Annotated in this window: 15 protein-coding genes; 2 read left to right on the top strand and 13 right to left on the bottom strand. The window is 40.6% G+C overall.

What is annotated here, in order from left to right:
* Positions 1–8 precede the first annotated feature (8 nt).
* The 6 genes from spxR to Q4443_RS03880 form a co-directional block, all read right to left on the bottom strand.
* Positions 9–1286, bottom strand: a complete 1278-nt coding sequence (spxR, locus tag Q4443_RS03905; protein WP_000033809.1) for a CBS-HotDog domain-containing transcription factor SpxR — start codon at positions 1284–1286, stop codon at positions 9–11.
* Positions 1279–1830: a GNAT family N-acetyltransferase gene (locus Q4443_RS03900; RefSeq protein WP_001028755.1), complete on the bottom strand. Its 552-nt coding sequence runs from the start codon at positions 1828–1830 to the stop codon at positions 1279–1281. The genes spxR and Q4443_RS03900 overlap by 8 nt, the downstream gene beginning before the upstream one ends.
* A gap of 15 nt (positions 1831–1845) precedes the next feature.
* Complete coding sequence (locus Q4443_RS03895) at positions 1846–3105, bottom strand: UDP-N-acetylglucosamine 1-carboxyvinyltransferase (protein WP_001227110.1); 1260 nt, start codon at positions 3103–3105, stop codon at positions 1846–1848.
* Between the two features lie 160 nt (positions 3106–3265).
* Positions 3266–4771 carry a pyruvate kinase gene (gene pyk / locus Q4443_RS03890; RefSeq protein ID WP_042902347.1) on the bottom strand — a complete coding sequence of 502 codons (1506 nt, stop codon included), beginning with the start codon at positions 4769–4771 and terminating at the stop codon, positions 3266–3268.
* Between the two features lie 66 nt (positions 4772–4837).
* Positions 4838–5845, bottom strand: a complete 1008-nt coding sequence (gene pfkA, locus Q4443_RS03885) for a 6-phosphofructokinase (protein WP_000820882.1) — start codon at positions 5843–5845, stop codon at positions 4838–4840.
* A gap of 81 nt (positions 5846–5926) precedes the next feature.
* Positions 5927–9028 carry a DNA polymerase III subunit alpha gene (locus Q4443_RS03880; protein ID WP_049518574.1) on the bottom strand — a complete coding sequence of 1034 codons (3102 nt, stop codon included), beginning with the start codon at positions 9026–9028 and terminating at the stop codon, positions 5927–5929.
* A 414-nt stretch (positions 9029–9442) separates the two neighbouring features.
* On the opposite strand from Q4443_RS03880, the gene Q4443_RS03875 reads away from it, so the two are divergent.
* Positions 9443–11725: a Xaa-Pro dipeptidyl-peptidase gene (locus tag Q4443_RS03875; protein WP_049518572.1), complete on the top strand. Its 2283-nt coding sequence runs from the start codon at positions 9443–9445 to the stop codon at positions 11723–11725.
* Positions 11726–12245: 520 nt separating this feature from the next.
* On the top strand, positions 12246–12716 hold the full coding sequence (locus tag Q4443_RS03870; RefSeq protein ID WP_049477502.1) for an arginine repressor: 471 nt from the start codon (positions 12246–12248) through the stop codon (positions 12714–12716).
* Between the two features lie 35 nt (positions 12717–12751).
* On the opposite strand, the gene Q4443_RS03865 is transcribed toward Q4443_RS03870, so the two are convergent.
* The 7 genes from Q4443_RS03865 to Q4443_RS03835 form a co-directional block, all read right to left on the bottom strand.
* Positions 12752–12916, bottom strand: coding sequence for a hypothetical protein (locus Q4443_RS03865; RefSeq protein ID WP_000502576.1), 165 nt, complete (start codon positions 12914–12916; stop codon positions 12752–12754).
* Positions 12917–12925: 9 nt separating this feature from the next.
* Positions 12926–14236: a GTPase ObgE gene (gene obgE / locus Q4443_RS03860; RefSeq protein WP_000061637.1), complete on the bottom strand. Its 1311-nt coding sequence runs from the start codon at positions 14234–14236 to the stop codon at positions 12926–12928.
* A gap of 71 nt (positions 14237–14307) precedes the next feature.
* Positions 14308–14442, bottom strand: coding sequence for a DUF4044 domain-containing protein (locus tag Q4443_RS03855; protein ID WP_000863851.1), 135 nt, complete (start codon positions 14440–14442; stop codon positions 14308–14310).
* 29 nt (positions 14443–14471) lie between these two features.
* The gene (locus tag Q4443_RS03850; protein WP_000735790.1) at positions 14472–14660 is read right to left on the bottom strand and encodes a PspC domain-containing protein; all 189 of its coding nucleotides are present in this window, start codon (positions 14658–14660) and stop codon (positions 14472–14474) included.
* A 20-nt stretch (positions 14661–14680) separates the two neighbouring features.
* Positions 14681–16006: a glycosyltransferase family 4 protein gene (locus Q4443_RS03845; protein WP_001219461.1), complete on the bottom strand. Its 1326-nt coding sequence runs from the start codon at positions 16004–16006 to the stop codon at positions 14681–14683.
* 8 nt (positions 16007–16014) lie between these two features.
* Positions 16015–17058 (bottom strand): glycosyltransferase family 4 protein, encoded by a 1044-nt coding sequence (locus tag Q4443_RS03840; RefSeq protein ID WP_042902349.1) that lies wholly within the window; start codon positions 17056–17058, stop codon positions 16015–16017.
* Positions 17059–17171: 113 nt separating this feature from the next.
* Positions 17172–17501, bottom strand: a complete 330-nt coding sequence (locus tag Q4443_RS03835) for a metal-sulfur cluster assembly factor (RefSeq protein WP_025168449.1) — start codon at positions 17499–17501, stop codon at positions 17172–17174.
* Positions 17502–17503 lie beyond the last annotated feature (2 nt).

Raw genomic sequence — 17503 nt, 5'->3', positions numbered from 1 at the left:
CCTAGATTCTAATTAATTTTAACCGTAACATTTGCTTTTGAAACAATCTGATGCCCATGATAAATATCATAATCAATAATAGCTGAGCGTCTCGTGTGGTGAATAATCCGAGCTTGAATCCGCAAAGTATCATCTATCTGCACAGCCTGCAAGAAATAAATCAACATCTGTTCAATGATGAGATTACGTCCGCTATTGACAACGAGGTCTTGGGTCATATGGTTGAGGATTTCAGCCAAGACTCCATTAGCAAGGACCCCATTTTTCTCCAGCATGAAGGGCTCAACAGTAATGACGACTTCATCATGATGATAAGAGAGTTTTTGCCCGATTTGCTCGGAGAAAGTTGGCAAAGCTGAAACCTGAGAACGGCTCATCTTTTCCATGACATCTCGTCGTGTTACGACACCGAGTAAAGTTTGGTTACTTCTGACAACGGGAACCATCTCAAAGTCTTCTGCAATCATTCGTTGACTGACATTGGCAATATTGGTCGCTAAACCTGTTACGAAGATACTTCGCGTCATCACCTTGTCAATCGTTGTGCTGGGGGATTTATCTCCTGCGTCACGCATAGTAACAACCCCGACAACCACTTGGTGTTGGTTAATGACCGGGAAACGACTACTTCTGTTCTTACGGACCAAGTCTAGATAGTCTTTGACTGTATCGGTTTCTCTTAAAAAACCATACTCATGACTGGGACGATAGAGCTTCTCAACTGTCAGAATATCGGTTTTGATTTGAACATTTGAGAGAGCTTTGTTAATCATGGTTGCGACTGTAAAAGTATCATGCTTACTTCTCAGAACTGGGATACCTTTTTTATTAGCCAACTCAAGAACATCGTCCTGCACATGAAAACCACCTGTCACAAGGACCGCATTTTCATTTTCCAAGGCTAAAAGTTGAATGCGAGTGCGGTCACCTACAATCAAAAGACCACCATCATGGAGATAAGAGAGGATATTCTGCTCAGTCATGGCTCCAATAGAAAATTTACTAAACTCTCTCTCTAACCCTTCCTGACCAGCTAGAACTTCAGAGGAGGTGACTTCAGCAATTTCAGCATAGGTTAGCCGCTCAATAGCCACTTTTTGGGACTTGACCCGTATAGTTCCACTACGTGGCCGAGTTTCAACGATACCACGATTTTCAGCTTCTTTGATCGCTCGGTAGGCTGTTCCGTCACTAACACCTAGGTGATTGGAAATACTGCGAACACTAACTCTCTTCCCAATTGGCAACTCTTCCAGATAGGACAAAATTTCCTGGTGTTTACTCATTGAATTCTCCTTTTATGTATCGAAATTCAAGATAGTCCCTCATTTTTCGTGTATAGCGATCGCTCCCCTTAAACTGTCGGACGAGGCTAAAGCCCGATTTTAAGGCTACTTTTTGACTAGCTTGATTTTCCAAATGAGTGATGATGGATAATTGTTTTAAACCAAATTCTTCAAATGAAAGCTGACATAGCTTGGTAACCACTTCTGTCATAAAACCTTGTGCCCAAGAATCCTTTTTTAAGAAGTAACCAATTTCTGCTTCTTTTTTGATTTCATCAATCTTTTCAAATTTAATGGAGCCAATCATTTCCTGATTTCCTTGGAGACAAATTGCCCAAACCCCTAGAGGGTTCTTCATAAAATAGTTAGCAAGTGCGTACTGACTTTCTTCCAAACTTGCTTGACTTGGAAAAATAAACTGTAAATTCTCAGGGTTTGAAGCAATCTCGAAAAACGCATAACTGTCACTAAAAAAGAAAGGACGCAAATACAAGCGCTCCGTTTCAAAAAAAGAAAACATTGCTAATTTGGTCCAAATATTCATAATCACCTCAACGGCTTAGTCTTCAACGAGTGTAATATCCGCTCCAAGACTACGCAATTTTTCAATAATATCTGAGTAGCCACGAAGGATAAACTCAATATTTGTAATTTCAGTCTGGCCTTGAGCCATCAAGCCGGCGATGACAAGTGCAGCACCAGCTCGCAAGTCTGTAGCTTTTACACTTGCCCCGTGTAAGTTACGACCACCGTTGTAAATAATGTGATCGTTTGTAGTCGTAATATCCGCATCCATTTTTGCTAACTCAAAGACATGATTAACACGTTTCTCATAAATCGTATCAATGATGGTTCCACGACCTTGGGCAGTTAGTAAAAGTGGCGTGATGGGCTGTTGCAAATCGGTTGCGAACCCTGGATAGGGAGCTGTTTTGATATTGATAGCCTTCAAATCGGACTGTTCTTCAACGAAGATGCTGTCTTCTGAGACCGTCATACGAACGCCCATTTCCTCTAGTTTGGCGATAAAGCCTTCTAAGTGTTCATAGAGAACGTTGTTAATACGAATTCCTTTTCCTACCGCTGCAGCAAGTGAAATATAGGTTCCAGCTTCGATACGGTCTGGAATGACTTGGTGACGAGTCCCATGAAGTTTCTCGACACCATCAATAATGATAATATCAGTCCCAGCACCACGAATATGGGCTCCCATGTTGTTCAAAAGGGTAGCAACATCGATAATTTCGGGTTCACGAGCCGCATTTTCAATGACAGTGCGTCCCTTAGCTTTAACCGCAGCAATCATGGTGTTAATCGTTGCTCCAACGCTGACGGTATCCATGTAAATACTTGCGCCATGAAGTCCCTTACCTTGAGCAGATAAATTCATATTATCTCCCTCATAGCTGACCTTAGCACCCATGGCTTCAAAGGCTTTTAAGTGAAGGTCAATCGGACGAGGCCCCAAATCACATCCACCAGGAAGTCCAACTGTAGCTTCACCAAAGCGACCTAAAAGACTTCCGTAGAAATAATAAGAAGCACGCAAGCTATTAATCTTGCCATAAGGCATCGGAATGTTTTGAACACCTCTTGGATCAATCTCCAAAACATCCTCATAACGCTTAACAGTCGCCCCCATAATCTCCATAATTTCGACAAGACTAGCAACGTCTGAAATATCTGGAACACAATCTAAAGTGACAATATCATCTGATAAGATAATAGCTGGAATAAGCGCTACAACACTATTTTTAGCACCACTAATGGTGATCTCACCTTGCAATGGACGTCCACCATTGATGACAATTTTTCTCATGTTTTACTCTTTCAAAATTTACTAAAAAGGTCTTTTCATTCTATTATACCATAATTTTCAGTTTTTTCCCATTCCTATTTACTAAATACCATCTCATTTTGATAAAAAAAGACCTATCACTCAAGCTTTTCAGCCTGAAATGATAGGTTTTTGTGTTAGATTAACGTACTGTACGGATACGCATTGTGTTTGTACGAACAGCTTCGCCAAGTGGCACACCTGCAACGATAACAATATCGTCACCAGATTCTACAAGGCCTGCTTCAACTGCTTTACGTTCAGCGATTTCGAACATATCATCAGTTGATGATGGAGCTTCAGTCAACATTGGGATAACACCCCAGTTCAACATCAATCCACGCTCTGTCAATTCGTCGAATGTCAATGCCAAGATATCAGCATTTGGACGGTATTTAGAAATCAAACGAGCTGTGTGACCAGTCTTAGTAAGGGTAACAACCAATTTGATGTTCATTGAGTTTGTAGCATCTTTAACAGCTGAAGCCATAACTTCTGTCTTAGAGTTACGTTCGAAAGTATCTGAGTTCAAACGTCCGTATTCGTTAAGAAGAGTTTGTGCGTTCTTGTCAATTGTAGCCATTGTTGTTACTGACTCAAGTGGGTATTTACCGTTTGCAGACTCACCTGAAAGCATTGTAGCGTCAGTTCCGTCGATAACAGCGTTAAATACGTCTGATACTTCTGAACGAGTTGCACGTGGTTTTTCAGTCATTGTTTCAAGCATGTTTGTTGCTGTGATAACAACTTTACCTGCTGCGTTCACTTTAGTGATGATCATTTTTTGATAAACTGGAACCATTTCGAATGGTACTTCGATACCCATGTCACCACGAGCGATCATGATACCGTCAGCAGCTTCAATGATTTCATCCAAGTTATCGATACCTTGTTGGTTTTCGATTTTTGCAAACAATTGAACGTGACCATTACCAGTTTCTTCACAGATTGCACGAACTTCGTCGACGTCTTTTGCAGTACGTACGAATGAAATCGCGATGAAGTTGATACCTTGTTCCAAACCGAAACGGATATCATCGTTATCACGTTCAGCAAGTGCTGGGAAAGGAATTTTAGTGTTAGGAATGTTTACACCTTTCTGCTTAGCAATGATACCGTCATTTTCAACGACTACTTCAAATTCACGAGTTGCATCGTCTTTTGCGAAAACACGAAGACCCAATTTACCATCGTCAACCAAAACTTGGTGACCAACTTCAACATCATCGTAGATATCAAGGGCACCAGCAACGTTCAAAGCAATCACATCACGAGTTGATTTGATTCCTTGTTTAGTTGCAACACGGATTTTTTCACCAGTTTTGTATGAGTACTCTTTTGCGTCACCTTCAAACAATTCTGTACGGATTTCAGGTCCTTTAGTATCAAGAAGGAAACCAACTTTTTTACCTGCAAGTTTTTCAGCAAGTTTAACAGTTGCCATACGCTCACCTTGTTCTTGGTGGTCACCGTGTGAGAAGTTGAAACGGAAAGTGTTTGCTCCTGCTTCAATCAATTTAGCAATATTTTGAGCTGAAGCTTCAACGTCAAGTTTTTCACCCCAGTATCCGTCTTCACCGAATTTTTTACCACCACGGATTTCAACCGCAGGACCTAAAGTTGCAACGATTTTTACACGTTTGTTCATGATTTTTGTGACTCCTTTATATAATTCGACCTTTTATGGTCATGTTACCAAATTAATGAAAGTTGATTAGGACAAGCTCTTGTTCAAAGCAGAAAGTTCAAGATCAGCTTTATGAGGGTTGTTAACAATAATCTTACCTTCTGCAGTTAAGCTAAACAAAGCTCCTTCTTCTGCTGTACCAAGGATTGGATTCTCAACCATTTTTTCGTTACGGATACCAACAGCGACACCACCGATTCCTTGTTTAAGGAGTTTAACAGCGTGTGCCCCCATACGTGATGCCAATACACGGTCACGCGCAGTTGGTGATCCACCACGTTGGATGTGACCAAGTTCTGTTACACGAAGGTCACTAGTGTCTCCTGCTTCTTTTAGTTTTTGACCAAATTCAGCTGCTGACATAACACCTTCTGCCAAAACGATAATGTTGTGTTTTTTACCGTGCTCATAACCAGCTTTGATACTAGCTACGATATCTTCCATCTTGAAGCCTTCCTCAGGGATGATAATTTCATCAGCACCAGTTGCGATACCAGCCCAAAGAGCGATATCACCAGCGTTACGTCCCATTACTTCAACAACGAAAGTACGACGGTGACTTGATGATGTATCACGAATCTTATCAATCGCATCCATTGCAGTCGTAACTGCAGTATCAAATCCGATTGTAAAGTCAGTCCCTACGATATCGTTATCGATTGTACCTGGAAGTCCAATAGCAGGGAACCCATGTTCCGTCAAGCGCATAGCTCCGTGATAAGAACCGTCTCCACCGATAACTACGACTCCTTCGATACCGTGTTTTTTCAATTGCTCAATCCCTTTAAGTTGGCCTTCAAGTTGTGCAAACTCAGGGTAACGAGCAGAGTGAAGGAAAGTACCACCACGAGAAATGATGTCTCCTACTGAAGCAGCATCAAGTGGATAAATTTCACCGGCAACCATACCAGCGTACCCATCATAGATACCAAAAACTTCCATTCCTTCTGAGATTGCTTGGCGAACTACTGCACGGATGGCAGCATTCATACCAGGGGCGTCTCCACCACTGGTCAAAACAGCAATACGTTTCATTTGGTTTATGCTCCTTTTTCTTTTAACATTCTTACTGATTATACCACATTTAAATCGAAAATTCTTCTATTTTCCGTATTTTTAGCGATAAATCGTTTTCATAGCAATTCCCTCTAATTTTTCCTCTAGAGCAGAATCTTTTCTTACAAAATGTTGTGTAGAAACAACCGTTTTTCCTTCCTCTTCATACCTGATAATGACAGGGATTGGGCCTTTGTATTGTTCTAGGATATTTGAAATCTCTTTATCATTTTCATGATTTTTAACTTGAATCCAGAATCGTTCCGCCACTGCTTCTTTCAAATCTTGTGCAATCATTTGCAGACGACCATCTCGAGATTGAACTTTGCCATTGATGTAGTAAAATTTCCCTTCGGATAAATTGGAAGCAAATTTTCTATATTGGTCTGAAAATACAGTTACATCCATCCGAGACTTACTATCATGAACCTGTAGAAAAGCCATACTCTCGCCTTTCTTGGTTCGAATCACTTTAATCTTTTGCACTTCAACTAGGAGAGTGGCTTGAGCTCCCTCGGTTAGATTAGTGATTGGAGTGGTCGGATATAGGGCTTGTTTGGCAAGAGTTTGGAGAGGATGGGGACTGATACCTACCCCAATCAGTTCCTGCTCTTTGTAAAATTTCTCTGCCTCAGTAAAATCATCAGCTTCAGTCCAACTATAATTTGTATCCGCAAAGAGTCCACCTAACTCCTCAACAAAGACAAATAAGTTTGGTAGGTTCACTAAGATTTTCTGGCGATTCTTGTCAAATTCATCAAAAAGTCCTAGTTCAACCAAAGGCGTCAAAAGCGACAATTTCTTGTAATTCTTGGGAAGACGTGTGACAAAATCTTCAATGCTTGAGAAAGGACGATTTTCAATAATCCAGTAAGACAAATCTCTTGGCATTCCCTTAATGGCTTTTAGACCAAGATAGATTTTCTTCTTAGCAATTTTATCATGATAGGGAATGCTGTTGATTGCTAAGGGAGCTACTTCAAAGCCCATCTGCAATGCATCTACAATGTAATCACTGCTAGAATAGTTCAACATAACTTGAAAGAAAATAGCAGGATAGTGTGTCTTGAAATAAGCTAGTTGGAATGCCAGTGCTGAGTAGGCATAAGCGTGGGATCGGTTAAATCCATAGCCTGCAAACTTTTCCATCACTGCAAAAACTTGGTTGGCCTTTTCTTCTGTATGCCCCAATTTCATAGCTCCTGTGATAAAATCTTCCTTCATCAGATGCATCTCTTTGGCATTTTTCTTACCCATGGCACGTCTGAGAATGTCGGCTTTACCAAGACTGAATCCTCCAAAGCGTTGAGCTACCTGCATAACCTGCTCTTGATAGAGCATAATACCGTAGGTTGATGAAAGGATGTCTTCTAAGGCAGGGTCTAACACCGTCACCTTTTCTTTACCATGCTTACGAGCGACAAAATTATCAATATAATCACTTGCCCCCGGTCTATTGAGGGATGTCGTTGCTACTACCTCTTCAAAGACTTGCGGCTGAACTCGTTTCAAGAGCCGAATGGCGCCAGGTTGTTCAAATTGGAAAATCCCCTTGGTATTTCCAGCAGCAAAGAGAGCCAGAGTTTCTTTGTCTTCCAGATCAATATCCTCTATTCTCAGATGAATACCTTCTGACTCAGCCAATAATTCCTGCATTTTTTGTACGAAAGTCAGGTTACGTAAACCGAGGAAATCCATTTTTAGAAGTCCATTAGCTTCAACACCATGAGCATCATACTGGGTGATCAGCATATCCTCACCGTATTTGAGTGGGATATAGTCTGTCAGGTCTTGGTCGCTCATAACGACTCCAGCTGCATGGATAGAAGTCTGACGAGGATACCCTTCAATCTTTCGAGCAATCTCAAAAGCTTTTTGATATTCCATTTTGCTATTGATGACCTGCCTAAACTGTAGATTCTTTTCATAGGCTGTCGTTAGCGTATCTCGAAAACTGATTTTTTTCGTAATATTGGTTAATTCGTACTCAGGGACACCATAACGTTTGAAAACATCACGAATTGCCTGTTTTGCTCCAAAAGTCGAATAGGTAACAATCTGTGCCACATGTTGACTACCATACCGATCACGAACATAGCGAATGAACTCCGGCCTATAAAGGTCAGGGATGTCGATATCGATATCAGGCATGGTGTAGCGCTCACGATTTAAAAAGCGTTCGAAAATCAAGTTCTTTTCAACCGGATCAATTCCTGTAATATCCAGTGAGTAAGCCACCAGACTACCAACTGCAGAACCACGCCCCATTCCCATATAATATCCTTGGGAACGTCCAAAACGGAGCAAATCCCAAACTACAAGGAAATAGTCGTCAAATCCCATATCATGAATCACAGCTAATTCCTTATTCAGTCGCTCATGATAGATAGCTGAGGTTAGCCCCTTGTCAATCAAGCCTTTCTCAGCCCTCTCTCGAAGCTCTTCCACCGCTGGTCTTTCAGGATTAAAGCGAGGGAGTTTTAAACTTGGGTCGATTTGATAGCTTACCTTCTCTATCAGACCTTGGAGATTAGCAAGGGCCTGAGGGAAGCGATTTTTAAATCGAGCTTCCAAGTCTGAGGCAGGTAGAAAGATTCCCTGTTGTGAATGCAGATCCACTTCTCTCAGACTGACATTGTCCTTGACTGCTGACAAGATTTGTAAAACTTGAATATCTTCTTTTTCAAAAGAGTTGACCTGATAGAGTGGAAGAATGGGTCTAGTAAAGACTTCTTGAGAAGTATCTGGACTGACACCGATAAAATAATCATGCCCCAAATCCAGCTGTTCGACCCCATTGAAATAGGGAACAATAATGGCCACATCTTCGAGGTGGGAGGTGAAGTCAGACCATTTTTTCCGTCCAGTCATTTTTAAAGTGGATAACTTCATCAACTCTTGATAACCTTTAGTGGATAGGGCTAGAAAACGTAGAGAGAGATTCTCCTCATCTTTGAGCAAGGTCATTTCTAAACCAATTAAAGGTTGAATGCCATGCTTACGAGTTGCTTCTAGAAAATGATAGGCTCCATAGAGATTATCCACATCCATGATAGCAAGGTGAGAATAGCCGTATTCTTTAGCCATTTGTACATATTTTTCAATCGAAACCACACTTTCCATAAAACTATAAACAGTCTTGGTGTCGAGCTGTGCAATCATTTCTTCTCCTCCTTGCTTTCGTTTTACTACTATTATACCATTTTAAGCTGGATATTGAAGCAACTCTGCACTTTCTTTTCAATATCATCAGTTACAAACTTCTTCTCTCATTACTGTTAAATTCTTCATTTTTCAAAGGAAGAAAATAAAAAATTAATATTATATAATAGTTTTAAATGTAAATTTAGATATATTTATACCAAACGAAGAATAATAAAGATAGGAGTTATATGCAGTTTTACATATAAAAATCTCTAGAAAAAGGCTTACTCCTATGGTATTTATTCAGCATTTTATAATAACTTACCAAATAGATATGCTGGTTTAAGAAATTTATTTCATTTAAGTTTATTTATTCCATTTTTCCCTCTTTTTTGATATAATAAATCCAGTCTGTTTTCAAAGGAGAGAAACATGCGTTTTAATCAATTCAGCTATCAACCAACCACTAGTTCTCAACGATTTGCAGAATTAGAAGGTCTTGGTCTAAAGCTGTCACCCCAACTGTCCTTAAAAAGACAGTTTGAAGACTTCATTCGTTGGAGTTTTTTCACTTATTCTAACACGGATTATGCCTTGTCGACTTTGGCTGCGGATAAAGAAACAGATTTAGTAACCTTTTTCCAGTCAGACCGTGAGTTAACTGCAGAGATTTTCTACACAGTAGTTTTTCAACTTTTAGGATTTAGCTATCTTGTTGACTTTGAGGATGCCGAACAGTTTCGTAAAGAAACTGCTTTTCCTATTGTTTATGGAGATCTCATTGAAAATCTTTATCAATTGCTCAATACGCGAACGAAAAAAGGAAATACGCTTATCGATCAGCTTGTTAGTGATGGACTCATTTCAGAAGACAATCACTACCACTACTTTAACGGTAAGAGCTTAGCAACCTTCTCTACTCATGATGTCATTCGTGAAGTCGTGTATGTCGAGAGTCGTGTGGATACTGATAAAGACGGACTCCCTGACTTAGTCAAGGTCAGCATTATTCGCCCGCGTTATGATGGACAGATTCCTTCAGTCATGACTGCCAGCCCTTATCACCAAGGGACCAACGATAAAGCCAGTGACAAAGCTCTCTACAAAATGGAAGGAGAGCTTGAGGTCAAACCGCCCCACATCATTGAACTTGAGGAACCTAAGCTGAATTTAGTCGAACCTCATGGTCAAGCAGAAGTCGTCTTAGAAGCTGAAGAAAAGCTATCTCATATCAATAGCTCATACACACTCAATGACTACTTCCTCCCACGTGGATTTGCCAATCTCTATGTATCAGGTGTTGGAACCAAAGATTCTCAAGGTCTCATGACCAATGGTGACTACCAGCAGATTGAAGCATATAAAAATGTCATTGATTGGCTCAATGGTCGTTGTCGTGCTTTCACAGACCACACGCGCAAGCGCCAAATCAAGGCTGACTGGTCAAACGGCAAAGTCGCAACAACAGGTATTTCCTATCTAGGTACCATGTCCAATGGTCTCGCCACCACTGGTGTTGATGGCTTGGAAGTGATCATCGCAGAAGCAGGTATTTCCTCTTGGTACAACTACTATCGGGAAAATGGTCTAGTGACCAGCCCAGGGGGCTATCCAGGTGAGGATTTTGACTCACTTGCTGAATTGACCTACTCTCGCAACCTCCAAGCTGGTGACTATATTCGTGGCAATGAAGCTTATCAAGCAGACTTAGAAAAGGTTAAAGAGAAACTCGATCGCAAGACTGGTGACTACAATCAGTTTTGGCATGACCGCAACTATCTGCTCAATGCTCACAAGGTTCAAGCTGAGGTCGTCTTTACGCATGGTTCCCAGGATTGGAACGTCAAACCTCTTCATGTTTACCAGATGTTTCATGCCCTTCCTAGCCATATCAATAAGCACCTCTTTTTCCATCATGGTGCCCATGTTTATATGAATAACTGGCAGTCGATCGACTTCCGCGAGTCCATGAATGCCTTGTTAAGTATGAAATTGTTAGGACTTGACTCAAGCTACCAACTTCCGACTGTCATTTGGCAGGACAATATCGCACCGCAAAAATGGCAAGGTCTTGATAACTTTGGCAAACAGGATGAACTGCATACCTTCTCTCTTGGTAATGAGGAAAAAGTGATTCAAAACCAGTATGATCAAAAAGATTTTGATCGTTATGGTAAGACTTACCAGACCTTCAACACCGAACTTTACCAAGGAAAAGCTAATCAGATCACCATTGACCTTCCAGTAAGTCAAGACATTCACTTAAATGGGCGAGTAGAGCTAAAACTTCGTGTCAAATCAAGTACAAACAAGGGCTTATTATCAGCCCAACTGCTAGAACTTGGACAAAAGAAATATCTACAGCCTTATCCAGCCGTCTTAAGTGCTAGAACCATTGATAATGGTCGTTACCACATGTTAGAAAATCTCTGTGAACTACCATTCAACCCAAGTGCCCAACGTGTCATCACCAAAGGCTACCTTAATCTTCAAAATCGAACCAATCTCTTGACGATTGAAGAAATCCAACCAAATGAATGGATGGACTTCAAGCTAGAGCTTCAACCAACTATCTACAAACTTAAAGAAGGAGATACTCTCCGTTTGGTTCTCTACACCACAGACTTTGAGATTACAATTCGAGATAATACAGACTATCAGTTGACTGTTGATTTAGCACAGTCTAGTCTTATCCTACCTTGTCAAAAGGTATAATCTACCAGACTTTCAATATGGAAGTATTCAAAGGAAAAGTCAATGAATTTGACCATTGAACTTCCTATAACCAAAGTTTTCCACTTGAACAGTCGAATCAAACATAAACTTTGTATCAAATTCAGTTCATCTAAAAGCATTTTAGAAGCCCCTAGATAGAACTTGGACAAAAGATACTTCCTCTAACCAACATGTGTAACCATTTATCATACACGCTACTACACCACATGTTGGAAATCTCTGTGAATTACATTTAGAGTAAATTCACAAAACGCCGTGACAAAAAGCTACCCAAATTGAATGATTCACTGTCATTAAAGAACATCAATGTAGATAAACGGATCGCTACCCAGTTTATCTGCACGCAACTAGTGACAAGTTAAAAGAAGGAGAATCTCTCCATCTAGTTCTTTATCCTACTGACTTTAAAATCATCATACGTGACAATACCGCCTACCACCCCGACTGACATTTTCGTTCAGTCCACGCTACTGTACCTTGTAAAAGGAGTACTTACTTTATGAACAAATCAGAACACAGACACCAACTTATCCGCGCCCTCGTTTCAAAAAACAAAATCCATACTCAAGCTGAATTACAAGCTTTGTTAGCGGAAAATGATATCCAAGTTACTCAGGCTACCTTATCACGCGATATCAAAACCATGAACCTTTCAAAAGTGCGCGAAGAGGATAATTCTTATTATGTGCTAAATACAGGCTCTATCTCCAAGTGGGAAAAACGTCTTGAAAACTATATGGAAGACGCTCTTGTTATGCTGCGTCCTGTGCAACACCAGGTTATTTTGAAAACTTTACCCGGTTTAGCCCAATCGTTTGGATCTGTAATTGATTCCTTGGCTTTTCCAGATGTCGTTGCAACCCTTTGTGGAGATGACGTCTGCATGATTATCTGTGAAGATGCTACAAAAGCGCAAGCTTGTTTTGAGAGTCTTAAAAAATATGCGCCACCATTTTTCTTTAGTGAATAAAACAAATCCCGTGATCAAAAGATCACGGGAATATTTTATTTCTTTGACTGTGTATCTTCTTTCTTTGTACGTGCCAATCGAAGAGCACGTTTTGGATTGAGACGATTAAACAATTCTTCTAGTTTCTTTTCATTCCATACATCTGCTGCAGAAACAAAATTTCCATCTGCATCTCGGAATGATATCGGTTTATCTCCCATATCAATCTCCTAGTCTACAAATTCAAATTCAAATTTACCAATCCGGACCAAATCGCCATCTTTGGCGCCACGTGCACGAAGGGCTTCGTCAACCCCCATACCACGAAGCTGACGAGCAAACTTCATGACCGATTCGTCACGGTCAAAGTTGGTCATGTTAAAGAGTTTCATGAGTTTTTCACCAGAAAGTACCCATGTCGCATCATCATCACGACTAATCTCAAAGGCTTTTTCTTCCTCGTCAAAGCCATAGTAAGCCTCTTCTTCCATATCGGATTCATCATAAATCGGGAATTCTGGAGTCTTGTCTAACAATTCAGCTGTCGCGTCTAAAAGAGTCGCCAAGCCTTGCTTGGTCAATCCAGAAATTGGGAAGATGGCTGGAAGTTCCTCAAACTCGTCGTAGTTTGCTGCCAACTTTTCCTTGAAAGTTTTCAGATTTTCCTGACTTTCAGGCATATCCATCTTGTTGGCCACGATAATCTGTGGACGTTCCATGAGACGAAGGTTATAGGATTCCAATTCCTTATTGATAGCAAGGTAGTCCTCATAAGGATCACGTCCTTCACTAGCTGACATATCGATGACATGGAGGATAACTCGAGTGCGTTCAATATGACGTAGAAACTGGGTTCCAAGACCAACACCTTGACTAGCCCCTTCAATCAAACCTGGAAGGTCTGCTACTGCAAAAGATTCACCTGACTGTGTACGAACCATACCCAAATTAGGGACAATCGTCGTAAAGTGGTAAGCACCGATTTTAGGTTTAGCTGAAGTGATGACACTAAGCAAAGTTGACTTTCCGACAGATGGGAAACCGACCAAGCCGACATCCGCTAGAATCTTCAATTCCAGTTGCAACTCACGTTCTTGACCTGGTTCTCCATTCTCAGAGATTTCAGGTGCAGGATTTTTTGGAGTGGCAAAACGGATATTTCCACGACCACCTCGACCGCCATGAGCCACGATAAATTCCTGACCATGTTCAATCAAGTCTGTAATGACTTTGCCAGTTTCTGCATCACGTACAGTAGTTCCCTGTGGCACACGAACACGAAGGTCTTCTGCACCACGACCGTGCATTCCTTTTGTCATTCCTTTTTCACCGGAATCAGCCTTGAAATGACGGTTATAGCGGAAATCCATCAAGGTACGCAAACCTTCGTCTACCACGAAAACAACGTTACCTCCACGTCCACCATCACCACCCCAAGGACCGCCATTAGGGACATATTTTTCACGGCGAAAGGCAACCATGCCATCGCCACCATTACCAGCCTTGACCTTAATCTTGGCTGTATCTAAAAACATACTCATATTTTCTTCTCACTTTAAAAAGGCTGGGGAGAACCCAGTCATTAGTTATTGTTTCTATCCTCGTAGCTTGCTTAGAATCTACTAAAAGCTCCAAGCGCAGTTGCAAAGATACCAGCAAGGGTTACAAACAACATGATGAGCACGACAACAAGTGTCACCTTTTCAAACAAAGTTTTTTTACGTTTTCCGTTATCTCCAAAAGCCATAACTTCTCCTTTTTCTATATAATTTTAATTTAATATTCTGTTGAAACTGGTGCAATCAACCATAAAATGATATAAGCAAGGACTCCTGTCCCATAACAAAATGCAAGAACAGCCCAAATGACACGAACAATTGTTGGATCAATATCAAAATAATGAGCAACTCCTGCGCATACTCCACCAATTTTTTGATCTTTTCCGCTTCTCATTAATTTTTTCATTTTTTCTTCCTCTTATTCTATTATTTGAATTCGTCTCTCCAATAATCTCTGATGCTAGACAATTGTTTTCGAGACGCTCTTAAAATACGCTTGGATTCTTTTACTGGGCTTGTAACAGCCTGTTGAGGTAGATAGAGAATCGTTTTTAAGAAGCGTTGAGTGACAGGTTGTCCATCATGTAGCTCATGTTCAAAGTTATTTGAGATAATGGCATCAAGGTAAAACTCATGAACTCGTTTCCCAAAATTTTCAGCCGAAATCTCGTACAACTTATCCGCTAACTTTTGTTCAGACATATCAGGAGTAGCGATCAAAGCTTCAAGGATAGCTCCTGCAAGCTCTCGTTCTCCATAGTAGAGGGTCCCAAACATTTTATCATTGATCAGATTTTCAAGATAGGGATTGCCATGAGCAATAACAGGCGTTCCACTGGCTAGACTTTCTAGATAGGTTAAACCCTGAGTCTCACTCGTAGAGGCTGAAATAAAGAAATCAGCTGCTTTATAGTACAAGGCTGTCTCACTTGGAGCAATCATACCTGTAAAAATCACATGTTTTTGTATGTTTAATTTCCCTGCTTGTTCTTTCAGACTGTCCAGATAAGGTCCGTCTCCAGCAACAACCAACTTCACCTTGTCTTCTTCTTTCAAAACCTGCGCAAAGGCAGCTAAGACTGCTTGGATATTCTTTTCAAAGGAGATACGAGAAAGGCTCAGTAGCATTTTCTCGCCTTCCTGAATACCTAACTTCGAACGAAGTTCTTGCAAGTTTTCCTCTTTGATCTCAGGTCGTTCAAACTTAGCCAGCTCAATTCCAGTTGGGATGACCCGCTTTTCAACCTTGACTTTGTATTTAGATAAAAGGTCACGAACAATCTCACTAGGGCAAATCACGCCATCTACATCATGAAGGAAGCCACGCACCAAATATTTTACCATACTCGGACGAATTAGCATGCCCTTAGCAATGTAATGCACATAGTCTTCATACTGGGTATGGTAGGTATGAATAACTGGAATTTTCAATTCTCTAGCAATCCAAATCCCTAACAAACCAAGAGAAAATTCGGTCTGGGTATGAATAATATCGAGTTGATACTGCTTGGCAATTTCAAGTGCCTTTGTAAAACCTCGGTAGGCAAATCGTCGATCCTTAAACGCAAAGAAAGGGACACTCGGAATGCGAATAATTTGCCAATCTTCGTATCGGTTTACGTCTTTATCAGTCGTTGTAAAGATAAAAACTGCATGTCCTTGCTTTTCAAGCTCAGTTTTCAAGGTCCGTATACTAGTCGCAACCCCGGAAACTTGAGGGAAATAGGTGTCTGTAAATAAACCAATTCGCATAAATTACCTCACTTTTTGCCCAAAGCAGCCTGTTCTCGATAAAATTTTAACCAGATTTCCAACAAATGCTCCTCAGAGTACTCTTTGGAAATCTCACGAGCTTTTTCTTTCAAGTCCTTTAAGGCTTCAGGGTCATTCTTGTATTCTAGGATTGCTTCTCTCATCTCGGAAACATCACTTGTAGCACGATAATTCCCATCAAGAATAACCTTATACAGATCCAAATCTCTTAACATAATAGGAGCCTCGCAACTAGCAGCCTCTAAGATAGTCATAGGGAATAATTCATTGTAACTTGGTAGCAAGAATAGATCCGCCATAGCGTAAAGTTCCCGCATCCGTTCCGGTGACACAATTCCAGGGAAAATAAGATTTTTGGGTGGATTGTCCATTATCTTCTTGTAGCGTTCATAACCATCTGTCATCCCACCAAATGAAAAACCACCTGCCCAGATAAAGGTAATTTCTGGCAATTCCTCAGCAAGACGGATAAAATCATCAATTCCTTTACGTTTCTGAACCTGACCCGCACCGATTACGACAAACTGATCTTCCGCGAGATCCATTTCCTTCCGGAGTTGAGCAACTTGTTCAGCTGGTAATGGATGCCATTTTTCTTTGTTTACAAAATTTGGAATATAAGTTACTTTTTCACGCGGAATACCAGCAGCCACTAAATCCTCGATAAACATGGGATTGACCACCACCAAGTGTTCCATTCGGTTGTAAAAGGAAAAAACATAGCGTTTGACAATTCCTTTTAGGAAAAATGGAATCTTCAAACTCCCCTCAAGCGTATCAGGCAAAAAATGCACATAGCCAATTTTTCTCCCAGAGCGTTTCTTTTGGAAAGTAGATAAATAGTAGGGGAAATCAATGGTATGAAAGTGAGTTACATCCGCTTCTACAGGAAGATTCTCTGTAACAATCAACTGGTCTTTGGCTTCGCGGTGAAGGAGACTAACCAATTCTCGATAAGCTCCTGACACTCCTTGACCAGCTACTTTTTCACTTGAGCTTAGCATATTAATACGCAATTTTTCGTTTTCCATACCTTTCATTATACCATTTTATTTCCAGAAAATCAGCAAAAGAAAGAAGAGACGATTGGAAAAAGGATAAAATTATCCTATTTTCCAATCGTCTCTCGCATTTTTCTTAGTCTTTATTTAATTCCTAGAGCGATACGCGCGTATCGGCTCATTTTTTCAACTGTCCAAGCTGGATACCAGACCAATTTGACCTCAGTATTAGTTACCTCAGGCACATCTGTCATCGCATCATGTATCTGGTCTGTCAAAAGGTCAGCCAGTGGGCAGCCCATAGTTGTCAAGGTCATATCAATTTCAGTGTGACCTGTTTCACCATCAAAACGAATTTCATAAATCAAACCTAAGTTGACAATATCAATTCCCAACTCAGGGTCAATTACTTCTTCCAAAGCATTTAAAATGCGGGTTTTGATAACCTCAATTTGCTCTTCTGTATAAGCCATGT

This window comes from Streptococcus sp. GP0011 (genome assembly GCF_030546305.1).
GTDB lineage: Bacteria > Bacillota > Bacilli > Lactobacillales > Streptococcaceae > Streptococcus.
This window is presented reverse-complemented; position numbering and strand designations above follow the sequence as displayed.